General features: G+C 44.3%; 13 protein-coding genes. 1 reads left to right on the top strand and 12 read right to left on the bottom strand.

Annotated features, from left to right (window positions below):
- A partial coding sequence (murJ, locus tag AZI86_RS12390) for a murein biosynthesis integral membrane protein MurJ (RefSeq protein WP_157684701.1) occupies positions 1 to 969 on the top strand: 969 nt, incomplete at its 5' end.
- On the opposite strand, the gene AZI86_RS12385 is transcribed toward murJ, so the two are convergent.
- The 12 genes from AZI86_RS12385 to AZI86_RS12330 form a co-directional block, all read right to left on the bottom strand.
- On the bottom strand, positions 914 to 2,569 hold the full coding sequence (locus tag AZI86_RS12385; RefSeq protein WP_061835498.1) for a HAMP domain-containing methyl-accepting chemotaxis protein: 1,656 nt from the start codon (positions 2,567 to 2,569) through the stop codon (positions 914 to 916). The genes murJ and AZI86_RS12385 overlap by 56 nt on opposite strands.
- 203 nt (positions 2,570 to 2,772) lie before the next feature.
- Complete coding sequence (locus AZI86_RS12380; protein ID WP_061835497.1) at positions 2,773 to 3,426, bottom strand: hypothetical protein; 654 nt, start codon at positions 3,424 to 3,426, stop codon at positions 2,773 to 2,775.
- Positions 3,427 to 3,439: 13 nt separating this feature from the next.
- A complete protein-coding gene (locus tag AZI86_RS12375) occupies positions 3,440 to 5,560 on the bottom strand; it encodes a tetratricopeptide repeat protein (RefSeq protein WP_061835496.1) in 2,121 nt (706 codons plus the stop codon).
- A gap of 68 nt (positions 5,561 to 5,628) precedes the next feature.
- A complete protein-coding gene (locus tag AZI86_RS12370; protein WP_061835495.1) occupies positions 5,629 to 6,396 on the bottom strand; it encodes an outer membrane beta-barrel domain-containing protein in 768 nt (255 codons plus the stop codon).
- A 16-nt stretch (positions 6,397 to 6,412) separates the two neighbouring features.
- Positions 6,413 to 7,837: an AgmX/PglI C-terminal domain-containing protein gene (locus AZI86_RS12365; RefSeq protein ID WP_253715920.1), complete on the bottom strand. Its 1,425-nt coding sequence runs from the start codon at positions 7,835 to 7,837 to the stop codon at positions 6,413 to 6,415.
- 61 nt (positions 7,838 to 7,898) lie between these two features.
- On the bottom strand, positions 7,899 to 8,147 hold the full coding sequence (locus AZI86_RS12360) for a hypothetical protein (RefSeq protein WP_061835493.1): 249 nt from the start codon (positions 8,145 to 8,147) through the stop codon (positions 7,899 to 7,901).
- Between the two features lie 14 nt (positions 8,148 to 8,161).
- Positions 8,162 to 11,869 (bottom strand): tetratricopeptide repeat protein, encoded by a 3,708-nt coding sequence (locus AZI86_RS12355; RefSeq protein ID WP_061835492.1) that lies wholly within the window; start codon positions 11,867 to 11,869, stop codon positions 8,162 to 8,164.
- A gap of 4 nt (positions 11,870 to 11,873) precedes the next feature.
- Positions 11,874 to 12,377 (bottom strand): ExbD/TolR family protein, encoded by a 504-nt coding sequence (locus AZI86_RS12350; protein WP_061835491.1) that lies wholly within the window; start codon positions 12,375 to 12,377, stop codon positions 11,874 to 11,876.
- A 3-nt stretch (positions 12,378 to 12,380) separates the two neighbouring features.
- On the bottom strand, positions 12,381 to 12,926 hold the full coding sequence (locus tag AZI86_RS12345; RefSeq protein ID WP_061835490.1) for an ExbD/TolR family protein: 546 nt from the start codon (positions 12,924 to 12,926) through the stop codon (positions 12,381 to 12,383).
- A gap of 46 nt (positions 12,927 to 12,972) precedes the next feature.
- A complete protein-coding gene (locus AZI86_RS12340) occupies positions 12,973 to 13,674 on the bottom strand; it encodes a MotA/TolQ/ExbB proton channel family protein (protein WP_061835489.1) in 702 nt (233 codons plus the stop codon).
- The gene (locus AZI86_RS12335) at positions 13,649 to 14,266 is read right to left on the bottom strand and encodes a PilZ domain-containing protein (protein ID WP_061835488.1); all 618 of its coding nucleotides are present in this window, start codon (positions 14,264 to 14,266) and stop codon (positions 13,649 to 13,651) included. Before AZI86_RS12335 ends, AZI86_RS12340 begins: the two co-directional genes overlap by 26 nt.
- Positions 14,267 to 14,275: 9 nt before the next feature.
- Positions 14,276 to 15,352, bottom strand: coding sequence for a hypothetical protein (locus AZI86_RS12330; RefSeq protein ID WP_061835487.1), 1,077 nt, complete (start codon positions 15,350 to 15,352; stop codon positions 14,276 to 14,278).
- Between the last annotated feature and the right edge of the window lie 666 nt (positions 15,353 to 16,018).

The following is a 16,018-nucleotide window of genomic DNA, read 5'->3' as shown; positions in this document are numbered from 1 at the left end:
GGGATGTTGCAGGCGGGATTGCTTTTTTTGGTTTTGCGCTCCAGAGGGTATTTGCCGCGATGGCAGGCTTTGGGATGGTCACCAAAAGTTAAAGAAGTCTTTGTTCGCTTAGTGCCGGGGATTTTAGGGATCGGGCTTTTACAGCTGTCAACTTTGGTGAATCTTTATTTTGCTAGCCGCCTGCCAGAGGGGTCTCTTTCTTATATTTATTGGGCGGATCGACTTTTGGAATTTCCGCTTTCACTTATTGCCGTCAGCATTGGCTCGGCACTTTTGCCCACTTTAAGTGATCTTGCCAGTCGCGGGGATCACGTGCGCTTTCGGGAAACGGCCGAGGAAAGCTTTTTAATGAATCTGTTCTTAGCCCTGCCAGCGTCGTTGGGTTTGTATTTCTTGGCCGAGCCGATCGTGGAAGTTTTATTTTTCCGAGGTCGCTTTAACAGTCATGATTTGGCGCAAACGGCTTCGGTTTTAAAAGTTTATGCTTTAAGTCTTTTGGTGATTTCGTGCAGTCGGGTCTTAGTTCCTCTTTATTACGCGAAAAAACAAACTCGTTATCCGATGGTTTTATCTTTGGTTTGCGTACTTTTGCATATTCTGTTAGCCGGATTTTTCATTCGTCAGGCGGGCTTGGTGGGCTTAGTTTACGCCAGCTTCTTTGCGGCTTTTGTTAATGCCGTGATGTTATTCGTGGGACTTTTGCGTTGGGATTTGATGTTAAGCCCCCAAAGGCTGTGGAGATCGTTTTGGCGGATGGGGATTGCGGCGTTCGCGCTAGTAGGGGCCCTTAAAATACAAGAAGCCCTACAAACCTACTTTGCAGGGCCTCTGTGGATATCGTTATTTGTGACAATCACTGTGGCGGTGATTGTGTACTTCGGTTCGGCGCAGGTCTTGCGCTTAGAAGAATTCCTTAGAATCCGTCCGTCGTTCCGACTTTGGAGCGATCGTCTTCGTCAAAAGGAATAAGGTCTTTTGATGTTTCACCCGTGAACGATTTAGGAGCCGGGGAGTGCTTCGCTTTTGGCGTAAAATTTACGACATTTGTTTTCGCTTTTGGCTTAGCAGAAGCAGGAGACTCAGGCTTAGGCGCCTTTGTCGGCGCATGTTCTTGATGTCCACCATGGATCACGAGGTTGAGTTCCACCGTTAAGTCTTGAGCCGTGGTTGCAAGGTTGCTGATTTCACCACTTGTAGCCGCAATCTCTTCAGCGGATGCTGCATTGGATTGCGAAGCTTGGTCCAACTGATTCATCGCTTTGCTGATTTGTTGGATACCTTGGGTTTGTTCCGAACTTGCTGTTGAAATTTCCGTATTCAGATCAGCCACTTTTTTAACGGAATTTACGATGTTATTTAAAACCGTCCCGCTTTGACCGGCGATGCGACTGCCGTCATCAACTTGAGCAACGGATTCTTTAATCAAATGAGTGATGTCTTTTGCGGCCGAAGCACTTCGTTGTGCCAATGCGCGCACGGCTTCGGCAACAACCGCGAACCCTTTGCCTTGCTCTCCGGCACGAGCAGCTTCAACCGCCGCATTCAGGGCTAACAAGTTTGTTTGGAAGGCGATATCGTCGATAACGCTGATGATCTCTTCAATTTTTTTCGATGAGTTAGAGATCTTTTCCATTGAAGCGATCAAGGTTTGAATCTCATGCTGACCTTTTTCGGCCGCTTCACGTGAAGAGGCAGAAAGGGATGCCGCTTGTTTCGCGTTGTCAGAATTCATACGAACCATTGAAGAAAGTTCTTCTAACGAAGCCACTGTTTCTTCTAAAGAAGCCGCGGCTTCCGTAGAGCTTTGAGAAAGACTGTTGCCGGCTTCATTTAATTGTTCCACCGAGGAGGCTACGTTTGAAGCGGCCCCGGTCAAACGACCCGCAATGCCGGAAACGGCTTTGGAAATGGAATGCGCAATGTACAGAAGTAAGGAGAAAATAGAGATCACGGATAAAACTGTGGTCAGCATGGACCAAAACTTCACGGAGCTTTCCGTATTAGCGGCCATGGTTCCTTCTTTGTCGGCGCGGTCTAAATACATTTTAATAGCGTCACGGGCGTAGTCGCCTAAGACTTTTCCGGTGGTGGAAAATTCACCTTCAAGAAGGGCGAGGGCCTCTTTGTGTTTTTGCGGGTCCTTCTCTTCTGTCAGACTTTGGATCTTTTTCATCAAGGCGATAAATTTAGGAAACTTTTCTTTAAGAGGTTCAAACATCGCCTGCTCTTCTGGCATGAACTCAGACTTTAAATAAGCGTTATAAGCACTTTCATACTCAGTCACTGCTTCTTTAACTTCGGCGAGCTCTTTGGTCGCATCTTGTTGCGCATCCAATTTTGAGACGGCTTCATAGACTTTATAACCAAATTTATTTCTGGAAACTCGGATTTCCGAGATCTCTTTAAGATTAGGGATAATCAGGTCGTGAGAGGTATTAAGAAGCGTCACTTCTTGATTGAGGCCATGCGAACTCACGACACCCACAACCGCAAACCCGATGACCGGCATTGTAGCGGCAAACAACAACTTACCTTTAATTCCCTTAAACCAAGATGAAACTGCAGACATAAGAAACGCTCCTTTGGAGGCTCAATTTTTATTGCTATATTCTTTACGGTTTTTTGATAAAGCGGGTTGAGGACATTTCAAGTTTCTCAAAGAGTTGTAATAGAAGAATCAAGATTCATATTTTTGCTTTGTTTTGGAACGACAAAAGGCGGGGAGATCCCCGCCTTTTGTTAAGAAATAGTAACAAATTTTTATTTAACTGGCTATTTAACTTCAGCCAATGAGTTATAGCTGTCGCTGATCTTTTGCTGGCGCTCAACTTCTTTGCCCCAACGTTTCACTTCACCTTGATAGCCTTTTTGTTTGGCTTTCCATTCGTTTTCTTCTGAAGCTAAAGAACGCATTTTTTGTTGAACCTGATCGTTTTGCTCACGCAACTGACCGGCACGTGAACTCCATACCTTCTTTTCTTCCTGCAGTTGGTTGAGTTGCAGTTGGTAATCAGCGATATTCATCTCACGTTTTTTTTGGTTTTCTTTGATCTTAGCGATCATCGCTTCGAGTTCTTGGATCTTGGCTGTCTCTTGCGCGATCTTATTTTTTTCATCCGTAATCAGACCTTGGATTTCTTTTTCCTGTCCGCCCACGCGACCCATGGCTTGATTGTTTTCTTCCATCTGCGCATCAAGCTGCTTTTTTTGACCGTCGACTTGTGCTTTGGCTTTACCGACTTCGGCGATATTGCTATCCACGGTCTTTAGATTTTTTTCGTATTCAGTCAAATTGGTTTTAGAGTTGTTCAAGTTGGCCTTGATACGCTCTAAACCTTCTTTGGCCGAAGTTTGTGCTAAGGCGCTAGAGCCAAAAGCCAACAGAAGTGCGACGGATGTTGTTGTGAATGTTTTATTGAGTTTCATAATTATCCCTTTCCTATTGACCTAAGCCAGCGACGCTATTTTCTTGAGCACAAACATTTTTCAACGAAGAACGATAGTGACCCACTTCGTCTTCCCAGATTTCGCCTTTGAATTTCCAGTTCAAACTTTTTTCTTTTTGAACTTTCAACTCGGGACGTTCTTTTTCATTGATATCACCACCTGCCATTTGATAGCGGATGTGTTCGCCGGCACCACTGTAAAGTTCGTATTGCAGAACTTCATTTTGGTCCAAGACGCGGTTTAAGTTTGCCGCCATATCTTTAAAGCGTACTTGTAACGCTTGAGAAGCTTGGGCACGCAAGACGTTCTTTTCTTTATCGATACGAGCTAGGCCCACCGTGCGCAAGTTCTTAATAGAAACGCGCGCTTTCTTAGCGATATGGGTTTGGATGCGGTATGAAAGAAGTTTTTGTTCTGATTTTTGGATGCGCGCGACAACGGCTTCTGACGGAGCATCACCTTTAAGTGATTTTTTTGCTTCCATCAAATCTTTGTTCGCCGCATTTTGTTTGGCGATCAAATCGCGCTCCATTTTAATCAAGTTCAAAGCAACTTTGTTAAAACGAACCACTTCATCTTCATAGTTATTAATTTGTTTTTGCACGCTCATGTAAGCCGGGTGGCGTGCTAGTTCCACGATGAAAGAGCGTGGCAAGCCATCCACTTCTTTCATATCTGAATTTTTGATCCAGCTTTTCACTGTATCGTAATAATTCATGTTTGAAGAGTTTTTGGCTTGGTATTCGTCTAATTTCTTTTTCCAAGGAGCATACTTTTTGGTCATTTCGTTAAGTACTTGAGCGCCGTCACCGTATTGGCACAGATTCAAGTAACCCACGGTGCGAACCACGTAGGATTCTGGAGAGAAGGCATTTTTAAAGAAGTCCGTGTGAAGCGAGAACATGTTTCCGGCCGCACCTTCATAGTCTTCGCCCAAAATTTGCGTCCAGGCACTTTCAACCATCGCTTGCAACCAAAGAGGGTTGGATTTATCTACTTTCAAGTAAGATTGAAAAGCGGCTTTATAGTCACTTTTTTGGAACTGAATGCGGGCTAATGTCAAAGCACCGACAGAGCGCAACTGCAAGGTTTTATTACCTTCCGTTGCATCCATCAAACGCTCTAACGCAATTGCGGCATCATCCACTTTACCTTGGCGGTAGTTGAAAAGTCCGGTCAAGAGTAATGCTTCGGGGTAACGTGGAGATTTATCAGAGATGAAAACAAGGGCGTCTTCCATCAAGCCCAATTGGCCTTTTTCTGAGTAGTATTTAGCACGAGTGATTTGGTAGTCATCGTTTTTAGTAATATCTAAATCGTATTTGATCACTAAAGGATCAATCAAAGCGATGTCTGAAGTCTCTAGCACGTTGATATGTTGAACTAAGGCTTCCGTCGCTTTTTGTTGCCAATCTTTGTTTTTAGCTTCTTGGGCTACTTGCAACATGTACTGACGGAATTCAGAATTCAGGCCCATGCCTTTTGCCGTCAAAGCATAGTTGTACAAAGCTTGGATGCGATGTTCGGGGTCTTCCATAAGTTCGGCAAACAGACCCATGGCTAATTCATAGTTCTTTTGCATTTCAAGGAAGATCATGGCTTGTAAAAGCTTATAGTCGTTCGGTTGCATCTCGTCGATTTTAACCAACTCCACTTTAGGTTCATGGGTTGCTGGCTCTGTGATCGGCGAAAGCATTTTTACGTCTGGGATTTTTTTAAAGGCATCAGCGCTTGTAAGATTTTTAGAGGGCTCAACCACGGCATTATAAACCGGGACTTGCGGGATATATAAAGCAGGGGAGTCTTTAATGCGAGTGGGTTTTACCGCGACTTCGCGAGAAGCGGGGAGACGCAAGGGACCGATGTCCGAAGCTTGTACTTCGCGTTCTTCACCGATATCCAAAGCCGGAATGTTTTTAACTTTGAAGACCTCTGTTTTACCTTTAACCACTTTCTTTTGATAAACTTCAAAAGTTGGTACCAGGCTAGATTTAACTTTCAGTGAAGCCTCTGGAGCACGTCCTGATTTTTTCACCGTCAAAGCTGAATCCGCAAAAGCGGCTCCTCCCACAAGGAGCGGCGCTGCGATCAAAATTTTAAATGCCTTTTTCATAAAACCCCCACAAAGAAGCTGCTTCAGCCTGCGCGCCCCCCGGCGCTTCGGCACTGCGGCCGATGGCCCTAGTGCCAGTAAGTAAGACCAATCATTAGGCTTGTATCGTTGATGGTTTCAGATCCCAGGTCACGAGCACCGCCACCTGTATTCGTACCACCAACGTTGGTGTTTGGAGCGTAGTATTTCATTTTATCTTGGGTCGACCAGGTGTTGATCAAGTCTGCACGGATCGCAAAGTGCTCCGAGAAGAAAATCTGCTGGAAGATACCTACCTTGTATGAGAAAGCACTTTTAGAGATATTGCCTTCTGCTTGCGTGATTTCGTAAGACAAGTTACCCGCGCCTACGGAAAGACCCATGTCGAAATAGATGATAGATCTATCTAACACGCTCATTTTCGCATAGAACGGAACCCAGATACCTGAAAGGTAATAAGAAGATTTATAAACGTTGTGATTTGGAATGGCGCCATAGGTATCCACGAATTGTTTTACTGCGTCGTTATCACTCATGCTGGCAGAGTTGTAGTTTGCTTCTACCCCCCAGCGTTCATTAAAGAAATAACCAAAAGATCCACCGAAGATAGACCCCGTGCTGTAAGGATCGTTAAATGGGATACCCGTTGAAGCCGTCAGATAAAATCTTTCCGCTTTCACGTAACGACGGTTTTGCACAACGCTGAAATCGTCGTCTTTTGCGGCCCAGTATTTTTGCTCAAGCTTTTTGATGTCTAACTTATCGCTACCGCGTTCTGCTGCCGGCTTGCTGTCAGTGCTTTGAGCAAAAGCTTGAGATGTCATCAGGATGAACATTAGAAGTGATTTTTTTAACATGGTTTAAACTCCCGCCTTAGTTTGTACTTTTGAATAAGAATGGATAAGTCACTAACACCCGCGTGCCACCTTGTGGCTGTGGAAATTTCCACGCGGCAACCCTATTCAATATACATCCCTCAACGGTTGCGTTTTTCAGTGTCGTATCACCAATTAGTTGTTGTTCAACTTGGCCCGTCGCTGCGATGGTGAATTTCACCGCCACTTTACCGAATAAATCCGGATTGGCACTCAGTTGACGTTCATAACAATATAAAATTTGACCCAGTTTTGATTTGATATATTGCGCGATCACTTCACGGTCTAGACCGCCCGTAATTTCGCCTTCTTCTTCAATCAAACCAACACCTGCGTTACCTGTTCCACCAGCGGCAAGACCACCCATGCCCGAAGCTGATTTACCACCACCGCGACCGGCAGTTGAAATCGTGACGCCTGTCCCGTTGCCTTCAGTGCCCCAGTTTCTACCAGAGCGCTCCATGTTTCCAACAGCGGCGAGCGCTCGACCTGACGGGCCCGAACCTGCTTTAGTACCGTTAGCAAAGATCACATTGCCGGATTTCGCGGCTTGTGCCGAAACTTTTCCGATCAATTGAGAAATACGACCGCCTTGGATCGACTTCATCATATTGGCCACTTTGGTGCCACCGGATGTCGGCATTTCGGCTTTTTGACCAGCAGCGGCTGGAGCCTCTTTCACGACAACTTCTTGTTTCGGAGCAGATTCGATTTTTTTACGTTTTGGTTTTAATTCAGTTTTTACGATAATTTTTTGCGCCACTTGTGGTGGAGCCGCGACGACTTCAAGTTCTTGGCTTTTCGGAGAGAAAATTCCTAAAGTCACTAAGAAGAAAGCCGCACCTAGAACGATATAAAGACCCTTCTTAGAATCTTGATCAACCAATTGATCCATCGACATGTGGCCCATTTTAGCCGCATCTTCCATGGAAACCGTTCTTTGGCTGACTTCAAGTTCGCCGACCATTTGTTTTTGCCATTCAGAACCAGGGATGCAAGGAACGGCTTTAACACCGAATGCGCCCACAGGTTTGAATTTTTTGTTCATAGGAAGAACTTTGGTTTCTACCACTTTACCAGCTTGTCTGACGATGTAGAGTTGGAAGCTCTTATCGTTTTGACGTTGCTCTTGACCTGCTTTTTCTAAGCGAAGGTAAAGATCCGTTTCTTTTTTAACCGGAGTGAAGTGCAAAGTGCAGTCATCAAGCTCGATGGATTGCTCTTTATCCAAACGCAAAGCAGGGGAGAGGTTGCCTTTGGCAGCCTGTTCCAGATTCATGTTGATATACCACCACGCATCGTTGCGGTATTCAAACAAACCTTGAATGCCTTTCGTCTCTGGAGAGATAGAAATAACATCAGCCAGGCGAGAAGACCCGAAAGTTTGCGTTGCTTGTTGTGATCTCAGTTTCCAAGTTTTCACGGAGCCGTTTTTTAACGACTGACGTACAATTAAAGTGAGCATGTTCTACCTCGAACTTAAATTAGTTGTTCAAATAGAGAGCAGATTCGCGAATACGGCCATCCATATCCTTCTGTACATCGTAAAGAGGCATAAATTTAATACCCCTTTTTTGCACAAGATAGGCGCCATCAGGGTTACGAATCGTTCCCTTGAGGTTCATCTCACCAAAATTGACTTCTTGGACTTTACGGACTGTTCTTTGTTTGGCAAAGCCAGTCGATGCTCCCAAGAGAATGAAAGCGATCATCGCTGTGATGATAGTTTTCACTTGTACCCTCCATACTACAAGTCTCCCGAGATAACGTGCTGACCGACTTTGTTTTGTGTTTTCAAATACTGTATTTTCTTACCTAACCAGTCACGCATATCCATTTGTGAACTGGCTTTAAAAGCTTTTTCATAAGAATCCAACGCGAGCGTTGGGCTTCCTTTGTACGTTTCAAAAACGTGGGCTTGTTGTAATAAAAGATCGGCATTTTCTTTCTTAAGGTTTAGCAAATCTTTCAAAACACCTAGAGCTTTGTCCACCTCTCCTTTTTGAGCATAAGCTTCGCTCATCAAGGTTCCCACATTGTAATTATATAACTGTTCCTTGTTCAATGCAGAGAATTTTGTCGTTGCCGAAGTATAATCTCCCTCTGAGAAAGCCTTCACGCCAGCAAATGTTTGCATTTCTGTCGAAGACATTTGCATGTCGAGAACTTTTTCGAAAAACGGCATCGCGTCTTTGATGCCATCGGCTTTGTAAACCAAACGAGCTTTTTGATACACGTAAGGGGCTGCTTCGGGCTGAATTTTCAAAGAAGCTTCTATCATCCACAAAGCCTTGTCAGCAAAACCGCGAGCCTCGGCACCTAGACTTACATAGAAAAGTCCAAGGGCGCGTGTGTCCTTGCCTTTGGCAAGCTCTAATCCCATCTTCTCAACCATGTCCCACTGTCTAGAAGAATAACAATTTCCGACAATTTCAGTAGGGCTGGACTTAGTAAGGGCGCCGGACGTTAAGGCCGAGCGATCACAGGTTTTCGCACCCTTCGTATCAAGCTGAGACACGCGGCCAATGGTCATATCCATCGACTTCGGCAAGTAAGCCACCATTTTTTCCGGTGTCGGATACTGGGCCATTGGCGGGACGGTTTGGTTCACAGGGATGCTTGCGTAAGAACGAGTTTCAGTTGCGGCCTGACCTTTAGAGGCGGCCAAGACTTTTAATTTTGCTTCGTTCTCGTTTTTCTTTTCTTGAATAGGTGCTGTCAACTTAGCGACTTCGCCACGCAAGGCCTCTTGGTCTGCCGGGCTTAATGAAGCGGGCAGTGGCATCGTGGTCAAGCTTTCAATGAAGTTTGCATAACAACGGTCAATACCGCGCATGGCTTCAAGTTGTTGGTAGGGGTCTTTCGACATTTTCAACGTGGTGAAGTAAGCGGTGTGGGCTTTATCCAGTTTCTCGGTTTTCATACCAAGCACCATGGCGAATTTGTCTTCACGAGCTTTCACACTTTGTTTTACTAATTCTTGCTCTAAGATCTGGGCTTGGATCAGGCGCGCTTCCGCACGGATTTCGGCGGCGACATCACGACCGTTGGCTTTCATTGATAAATCAAAAGCTTGGGTTGTTTTGCCGGCGGCAAGTAAGGCTTTTGCGCGATCAATCATGATTTGTGTGCTGAAAGGCTCAATACCTTTAGCGGAAATTTGATTTTGCAATTTTTCAAGCTCGGCACTTTTTGGCTCGTTTTTATAGGAATCCAAAAGTTTGGTGTAAATGCGCTCTGTCGTTTTGCGATCCGCATCGACCAACATTTGTTGGTAAGCTTGGCGTGCTTCTTTGGTTTTCTTTTCTAAAAGATAGATGTCCGCGGCCAACTCTAGGTGGTTCGCGCGACCTTTTTTATCTAGGTCCGCAATCTTTTCTAAAGTCTCAGCGGCTTTACCAATTTGTCCAACATCGGCATAAGCTTTAGCGGCTTCTTTTAAAACATCCAAGTTGCGTTTGTCAGATGGATATTTTTTAACGAACTTCAATGACAGCTCAGCGGCATCAAAAACTTTGCCTTCCGCATACATCATGCTGAGTGCTTGCCATAAAGCGTCTTGCGCCAATGGAGAGTCTTCGTGTTCTTTAGCGAAAGCCAAAAGTTTTTCGGAAGCTTGGTCTTTGTTTCCCGTCTTAGAGAACTCTTGGATTTCAGTGAAATGAGCTTCTTCCATGATTTTATTCATGTTCTTTTTACGAGAATCATCACCAGTTGAAGTCGACACTTGTTTAGAGAAGGCTTTGATTCCCGCATAGTCTTTTTTGATGTTAAGCATATCAAGCACTAAGTCTTCAGACTTGCGTTTGATATCGTCGTTGCCTTTGACTAAAGTCAACGGTTTCAGCCATTTTTCAGCTTCTTCATAGTTGGCTTCTTCATAAGCGATGTGGCCGACTTTGAATTTCACTAAGGTTGCGTATTTTCCTGTCGGATGCTTTGCTAAGTAATTTTTAGCAAGCTCTTTACGTTCTGCCTCTTTAAGTGGTTCTTTTTTCTTTTCTATAGATTTCTCTTTGGAATAAAGAGCGGCATAAGTCGCGTCGTGGTTCATCGTAGGCTCAGTGGATTTGTCGCTCACGATTTTATATTGAACGCTGGCTTCATCGTATTTTTCTAATTGGAAAAGAAGCTCTGCGTAAGCAAAACGAGTTTTTAAGTCTGGTTTTGTGGGATCTTCATTATCCAAAATCAGCTTAAACAACTGTTGGGTGAGGTCCGAGAATTCTTTGTTTTGTTTGTTCTTAAGCCAGATTTCCCACCATTTTTTGGCCATATCAAGACTGACACGACGGAATCCTTCTTCGCAAGATCCTTTAATGTCATCCGCATTTTGCAATGATTTCCAAGAAGAATTGGTGCGACAAAGATCGCTGGCGTAGGTAAGGTGATTAATAACTTTCGGACGACGTTTCAAAGTTTCGTTACCTTCCACCAACATAAGGTGAGCGCGAACCACGTCCGGACCTGAAGAGCGTTTATCGATATACTCTTCAAGGAATGTATCCATTTCTTTTTCACGGCTGTGTGACATATAAAGTTTGGCCATATTCATCATGGCTTCACCCAGCTCGTCTTCGTTCGCGATATCTTCAAAGAATGAGAAAAGTTTGTTAGCAGGGTAGGTGTCGCCGACGAAGATCGTCAAATCACGCATCGCCTCGCGACGAAGATTGTGACGGTTGTTTGGCACTTCGCCATCTTTCAGCGCCGGATTTGTTTTCACGACCTGAACCAGTTTTTCGATGCCTTTATCGCTTTCGCGAAGGTTGTAATAAGCCCATGCGGCCTTATACATGCCGTAAGAATAAACACGGCTTTCGGGGAATTTTTCAACGCGTAAAAAGTGCTCCAAAGCCTCTTTAAAGCGACCTTGATCGTAAAGCAATTCGCCGGCGGCCAAGGTGCCATCCGGGATCAGTGGAGATTTCGGGAACTTTGCTAAGAGTTTTGAAAACAGCTGTTCGGCAGTTTTGAACTGACCGATTTGCTGATGGGCGAACGCATTGTTAAATAAAACGGCGTCCATTTCTTTGAAGTTGGGAAATTCAACCTCAATTTTAGTATAAATTTTAGCAGCGCGTTTAACCGCTTCCGCCCCTTTTTCGTTGGCTACGGGGAACGGTGAAAGCTTCAACAGGGGAGTGTCCTGGTGAAGGTCAAAGAAACGGCCGGATTTAGAGCGGCGCATGTAAAGTTCGGCTAAGCGATACCAAAGGTCCGCTTCCTCGCGACTGCCTTTTTTCTTTTTGATGATTTGTTGCAGTGATTCGATGGCTTTATTTTCAGAGCGGGTGATCATCACCTCGCTCTTAAAAGCGCGTTTTTCATTTTCGTCTTCGTTATTGTTAGTCAAGCGGACTTCGGGAAGAAGTCCTTTAGCATTTTTTTCTGCAGCGAAACAGTAGATCGAAAAAAGATGAAATGCGAGAAGTATAATCACTGCGCGTAACATATATTTATTCTCCAACCATGGTGATCAGCTTTAACTGCGGGAAGCCCGCCATTGAAGCTGTATACATGACCTTTCTCAAAGTAGAGTAAGGAAGCTCTTTATCGGCCTGAAGCAAGATTTTTCCGTCTTTCACGAAATCTTTGTCTTTTTCTGTTTCGGACTTAGCGATTCTATCTAGCTCTTGGAAAAGAGGTTTGATAAAATTCGTGTCTTTGTCCTCTAAATCTTGCGCCATGAAATCATTATTTTTCACGTCCGCAAGTTTAGTTTGATCAATCTTCAGCGCATCTTTTGAAAGCGAAATTTTAATTGCCTCTGTCGGATTCACCATGGAAGCCGATGTGGGCAAGCGCAAATTGTTTTCAGGGATGATTTGCACATCTGAAGTTGAATAAGTTTGTAACAAGAACACCAGCATGATGGTAAACATGTCCGTCATGGAAGTGATGTTCAGAGTGAACGTTGAATTCTTTTTTACAGGCGGTTCGTATCTACGTCGGCGTGACATGAACTAGCCCTCCATCATATTGGCAAAAATAATTTCAGGGAACATATAGTTCGTCTCAACATTTTTACCTTGTTTAGTGTCAAAAACAGGGAACTTGATCGTGTTGTCATGGGCTTGACGAGCTTCATCCATAATTTTGACGATCTGTTCATACGGTACTTGGCCATCAGGGCTGAGTTCTAATTTAAAAACTTCAGGATTGGCTTTTTTGACTTCGACCAGCTTGGCATGCAAACCTTTGAAATCGAAAGACCCATCTTTCATCGGAATGGTTTCGACCTTTTCTTGGCCTTTCGTGGTCACCACGACGCGGATGCCATCTTTAGCGTCCACTTCCAAGGCGACCAGGGTCGGATTGGGTTGTTGATCTTGCTTTTGAATCGCCTCATTCACCACTTGCGGTAATTGAGATTCGATAACCATCATTTGTACGAAAGCTGAAGATACAAGAAGTACCGGTACAAGCTTTACCATCACGGCAAGCAAAGGTGCCAAGTCCAACTCGAACTCACTGTTGTGATCAATATGTAATTTCTTAGCGCGTCTCATACATCATCCCTTTAAAAAATGTCCTCATAAAGAGGGCCGGCTTCCGTTAGGAAGCCTTTGAACCCGGTGTCGGAGGAGTTGGAACCGTCACGTGATCTGGATACACGTTTTGACGAGTCAAGTTAGGGATATGAGCGCTTGTTAATAGCTCTGCCAATTTAGATGTCTTCTCAGACAATTGCTCCATCAATTGGTTTTGACGTGCAACTAGGAAAGAGTAGAACACCATCGCGGGGATCGCCACCGCAAGACCCAGAGCTGTTGTATACATCGATACCGAGATACCGTGTGCAAGCAACGCTTGTTTCTGTGCTGGATCGGCTGTCGCTACCGCTTGGAACGATAAAATCAGACCGTGGATTGTACCCAAAAGACCCAACAACGTCGCCACGTTGGCTAACATTGAAAGATAGTGCAGGCGTTTCGTGTATAAAGGAACTGTTTCTGACAAAGCGATATCGTGGGCTTGGAAAATAGTGTCGTCATCGCGATCGGCTTTTTCAAGGATCGTTTTGAAAGCACTTGCCAATGGCTTTTTCTCTAATTGCGCACAAACTAGAAGAGCTTCATCATGCTTTTTAGCCAAAACTAGGTTTTGGATTTTAGCCATGAACTCATCGACGTTCATGCCATAGTCTTTGTAAAGAGCTTTAGCGCGCTCTGCTACTAGGACTAATGAACCAATACCTACTAAAAGGATAAACCAGCCGACAACGCCGGACTCATTCATGAACTTTAAAAATGCCATTTTGTGTTTCCCCCTTGGATGCGTCAGCGGACGTCCATTTTGTTAATTGAATTTTGCCCTGATCTTGCACTTGGAGGAAACGAACTGCGTAATGCAAACCAGATTTTACGTTAAGTCTTTGCTTTGAGTAGTTCTTGCGAACGATTTCACAAAGCACGTTGAAACCCTGAGGGTTCACCTCAGACTCTCTAAAATGAAGCATGATTTTTTGACCCGGAAGCAATAATGGATCATTTAAAAGAACCAAAGCTCCGTTTTCGCTCACACTTAAAGTGTGTCCGTCAAAAAAGTTGTGATCGTTGTGGGCATACACGGGGCTGATAACATCAACACGCGTTGCCTGACGATCTTTGAAAGATCCAGCTAAGTGGTCCTTAGTTTGGATTAATCGAGCCAAACGGTCTTTGGAAAAATCTTGCAATTCTCCCACGAGCGTCCAGTTGTCTAAGTGCGATGCCCATACATAGTTGTAATCTTGCAGCTCGCCCGTTTGGATCATGGTAATCAGGGATCTATATTCGTAGGGACCATATTTCATTTCCCCACGAAGAATGTACCACTGTATGTTCGTTGTCGCTTGTACCCCACCCATACTTATTCCTTACAGTTGGATCGACTTCGGATAGAAATCGATTTTGATGTTCGCATTCGCCGCCGGAACTGCTGATCCATGGAATGTGATCGTCCAGTCCGTGGCGTTGTATGACCATCCGTTGTTTACGTCCATCGGTACTACAACACCGTCAACCGTCACCGAAATAGTATCGACTTGGGGTTCACGAGTTAATTTAAATACGGAAGAAAGATTGATAATGCTGTCCGAGATCAGCTCTAACGTTTGACCGAAGTTACCGCAGATAGAACCTTTGGTTCCGCCAGTCAAATCAGCCAACTTTTCCACGCGGGGAGCCAGCTTCTGAGCATTGTTATCTAAAGAATTAAGACAAGCTTGGCTATCCACCGTGATCGTGCTTACGGAATAGTTTTTACCGTAAGTAGAGATTTCCGTGAACCCATCAAGAAAGTCTTTAAAAGACTCTACTGTTTGAAGACCTGGGTTTGAATAGCTTTCGTTTTGACTTGCTGTATCGTGTGAGAAGTCTTCTTCGTCACTCACGATGATGATAGCTAAGAAAGCCTCAGGGCGACGGAAGTTGGCATTGAAAGGATCAAGCAAAGATTGCTTAAAACTTTCAAAAGCACGTTCGTCACCGGCGCCCGCCGTGCCTTGAGTGGCATTAGTCGTAAATACATTTGTTAAGTTTGGAGTGTCTTTCGTCATGACGAACACACCCGAATGAGTGTCTTCCTTGATCGAACCGTCGGCATTCAGGATGCGACCGCCATCACGGATGCGTGCCAGCGGAGAAGCGGCGTTAAAACGTTTCTTCCAACCATCCGTCGCCGTGACTGCCATATGGAAGTCAAAGTTCTTTTCTTTAAAACGATTGATGAATGAGCTGAAGTTGTTCGTCAAGTTGGTTTGCGAAGATCTCATAGAACCCGAGTTGTCGATGACCCACAAGATGTCGATTTTTTTAGGAATGATTACGGCTTGCTGTTTATAGTCGGAGTTGTCGTTCAATAATGAATAGCCGCCAGTACCTTTACTGCATCCTGCTAACATTGCTACTGTCGAAGCCATCATGACTGTCTTGCGTGCAACTTGATTAAACATTTGGTAATCCTCCTGAGGCCCACCATTACTTTGCGTTCGTGATGGAATCAGTTTCGTGCATAATCACACAAAACTAAAATCGAGGATAAATGCCTGAAATTGTTTTTTTATTTTCGAATGATCTAAAAATGGGACACGCTAAGTAATTGAAAAAACAGGTTATTACTAAAATTACGATTTCGAAAAAAAATTTCTTCCGTCAAACCTTTAACCAGTTTCTTAAGAATTCTCGAGTGGTGAAACACTTAACTGTGCGTTCATTCGAGAAGTTTTCAAGAAGCGTTGAACTTTTGGTCGTAAAATCCTTCAAAATTCTTGATCTCAATTCAATCACAATTAGATGAATCGCCGCAGTTTTGGGTTTCATCCATCCAAATATCAATACACAAAGCGTTCCACGGTAAAGCCAATACAGACGTAGGAAAGTTTGAAATTCGTCCAAGCTCTTAGCGACTGAAAAACTTAAGCGCAGAATTTTTAAACTTCTCTAAAAGAGCCAGCGCGCAAAGATCTAAAGACGACGAGCCTACTTTGCGCACCAAAAATTATTAATTCGTAACTGTCCCCGTCATCATCTCTCCCTTCAATGAGGCAAGGTTGCTCGGGATGACCACTACAAGAACAAAGAGGTATTATCGACGAAGAAGATAGATAGATAGATAGATA

It is taken from the genome of Bdellovibrio bacteriovorus (genome assembly GCF_001592735.1).
Lineage (GTDB): Bacteria > Bdellovibrionota > Bdellovibrionia > Bdellovibrionales > Bdellovibrionaceae > Bdellovibrio > Bdellovibrio bacteriovorus_D.
The sequence above is the reverse complement of the archived record's forward strand: the minus strand, read 5'-3'. Positions and strand labels throughout refer to the sequence as shown.

What these genes read in the sequence shown, in the direction of transcription:
- AZI86_RS12380 (WP_061835497.1), bottom strand. Translation starts at nt 3,426, where the DNA reads ATGAAACTCAATAAAACATTCACAACAACATCCGTCGCACTTCTGTTG.
- AZI86_RS12330 (WP_061835487.1), bottom strand. Translation starts at nt 15,352, where the DNA reads ATGTTTAATCAAGTTGCACGCAAGACAGTCATGATGGCTTCGACAGTA.
- AZI86_RS12355 (WP_061835492.1), bottom strand. Translation starts at nt 11,869, where the DNA reads ATGTTACGCGCAGTGATTATACTTCTCGCATTTCATCTTTTTTCGATC.
- AZI86_RS12350 (WP_061835491.1), bottom strand. Translation starts at nt 12,377, where the DNA reads ATGTCACGCCGACGTAGATACGAACCGCCTGTAAAAAAGAATTCAACG.
- AZI86_RS12375 (WP_061835496.1), bottom strand. Translation starts at nt 5,560, where the DNA reads ATGAAAAAGGCATTTAAAATTTTGATCGCAGCGCCGCTCCTTGTGGGA.
- AZI86_RS12345 (WP_061835490.1), bottom strand. Translation starts at nt 12,926, where the DNA reads ATGAGACGCGCTAAGAAATTACATATTGATCACAACAGTGAGTTCGAG.
- AZI86_RS12340 (WP_061835489.1), bottom strand. Translation starts at nt 13,674, where the DNA reads ATGGCATTTTTAAAGTTCATGAATGAGTCCGGCGTTGTCGGCTGGTTT.
- AZI86_RS12385 (WP_061835498.1), bottom strand. Translation starts at nt 2,569, where the DNA reads ATGTCTGCAGTTTCATCTTGGTTTAAGGGAATTAAAGGTAAGTTGTTG.
- AZI86_RS12335 (WP_061835488.1), bottom strand. Translation starts at nt 14,266, where the DNA reads ATGGGTGGGGTACAAGCGACAACGAACATACAGTGGTACATTCTTCGT.
- AZI86_RS12370 (WP_061835495.1), bottom strand. Translation starts at nt 6,396, where the DNA reads ATGTTAAAAAAATCACTTCTAATGTTCATCCTGATGACATCTCAAGCT.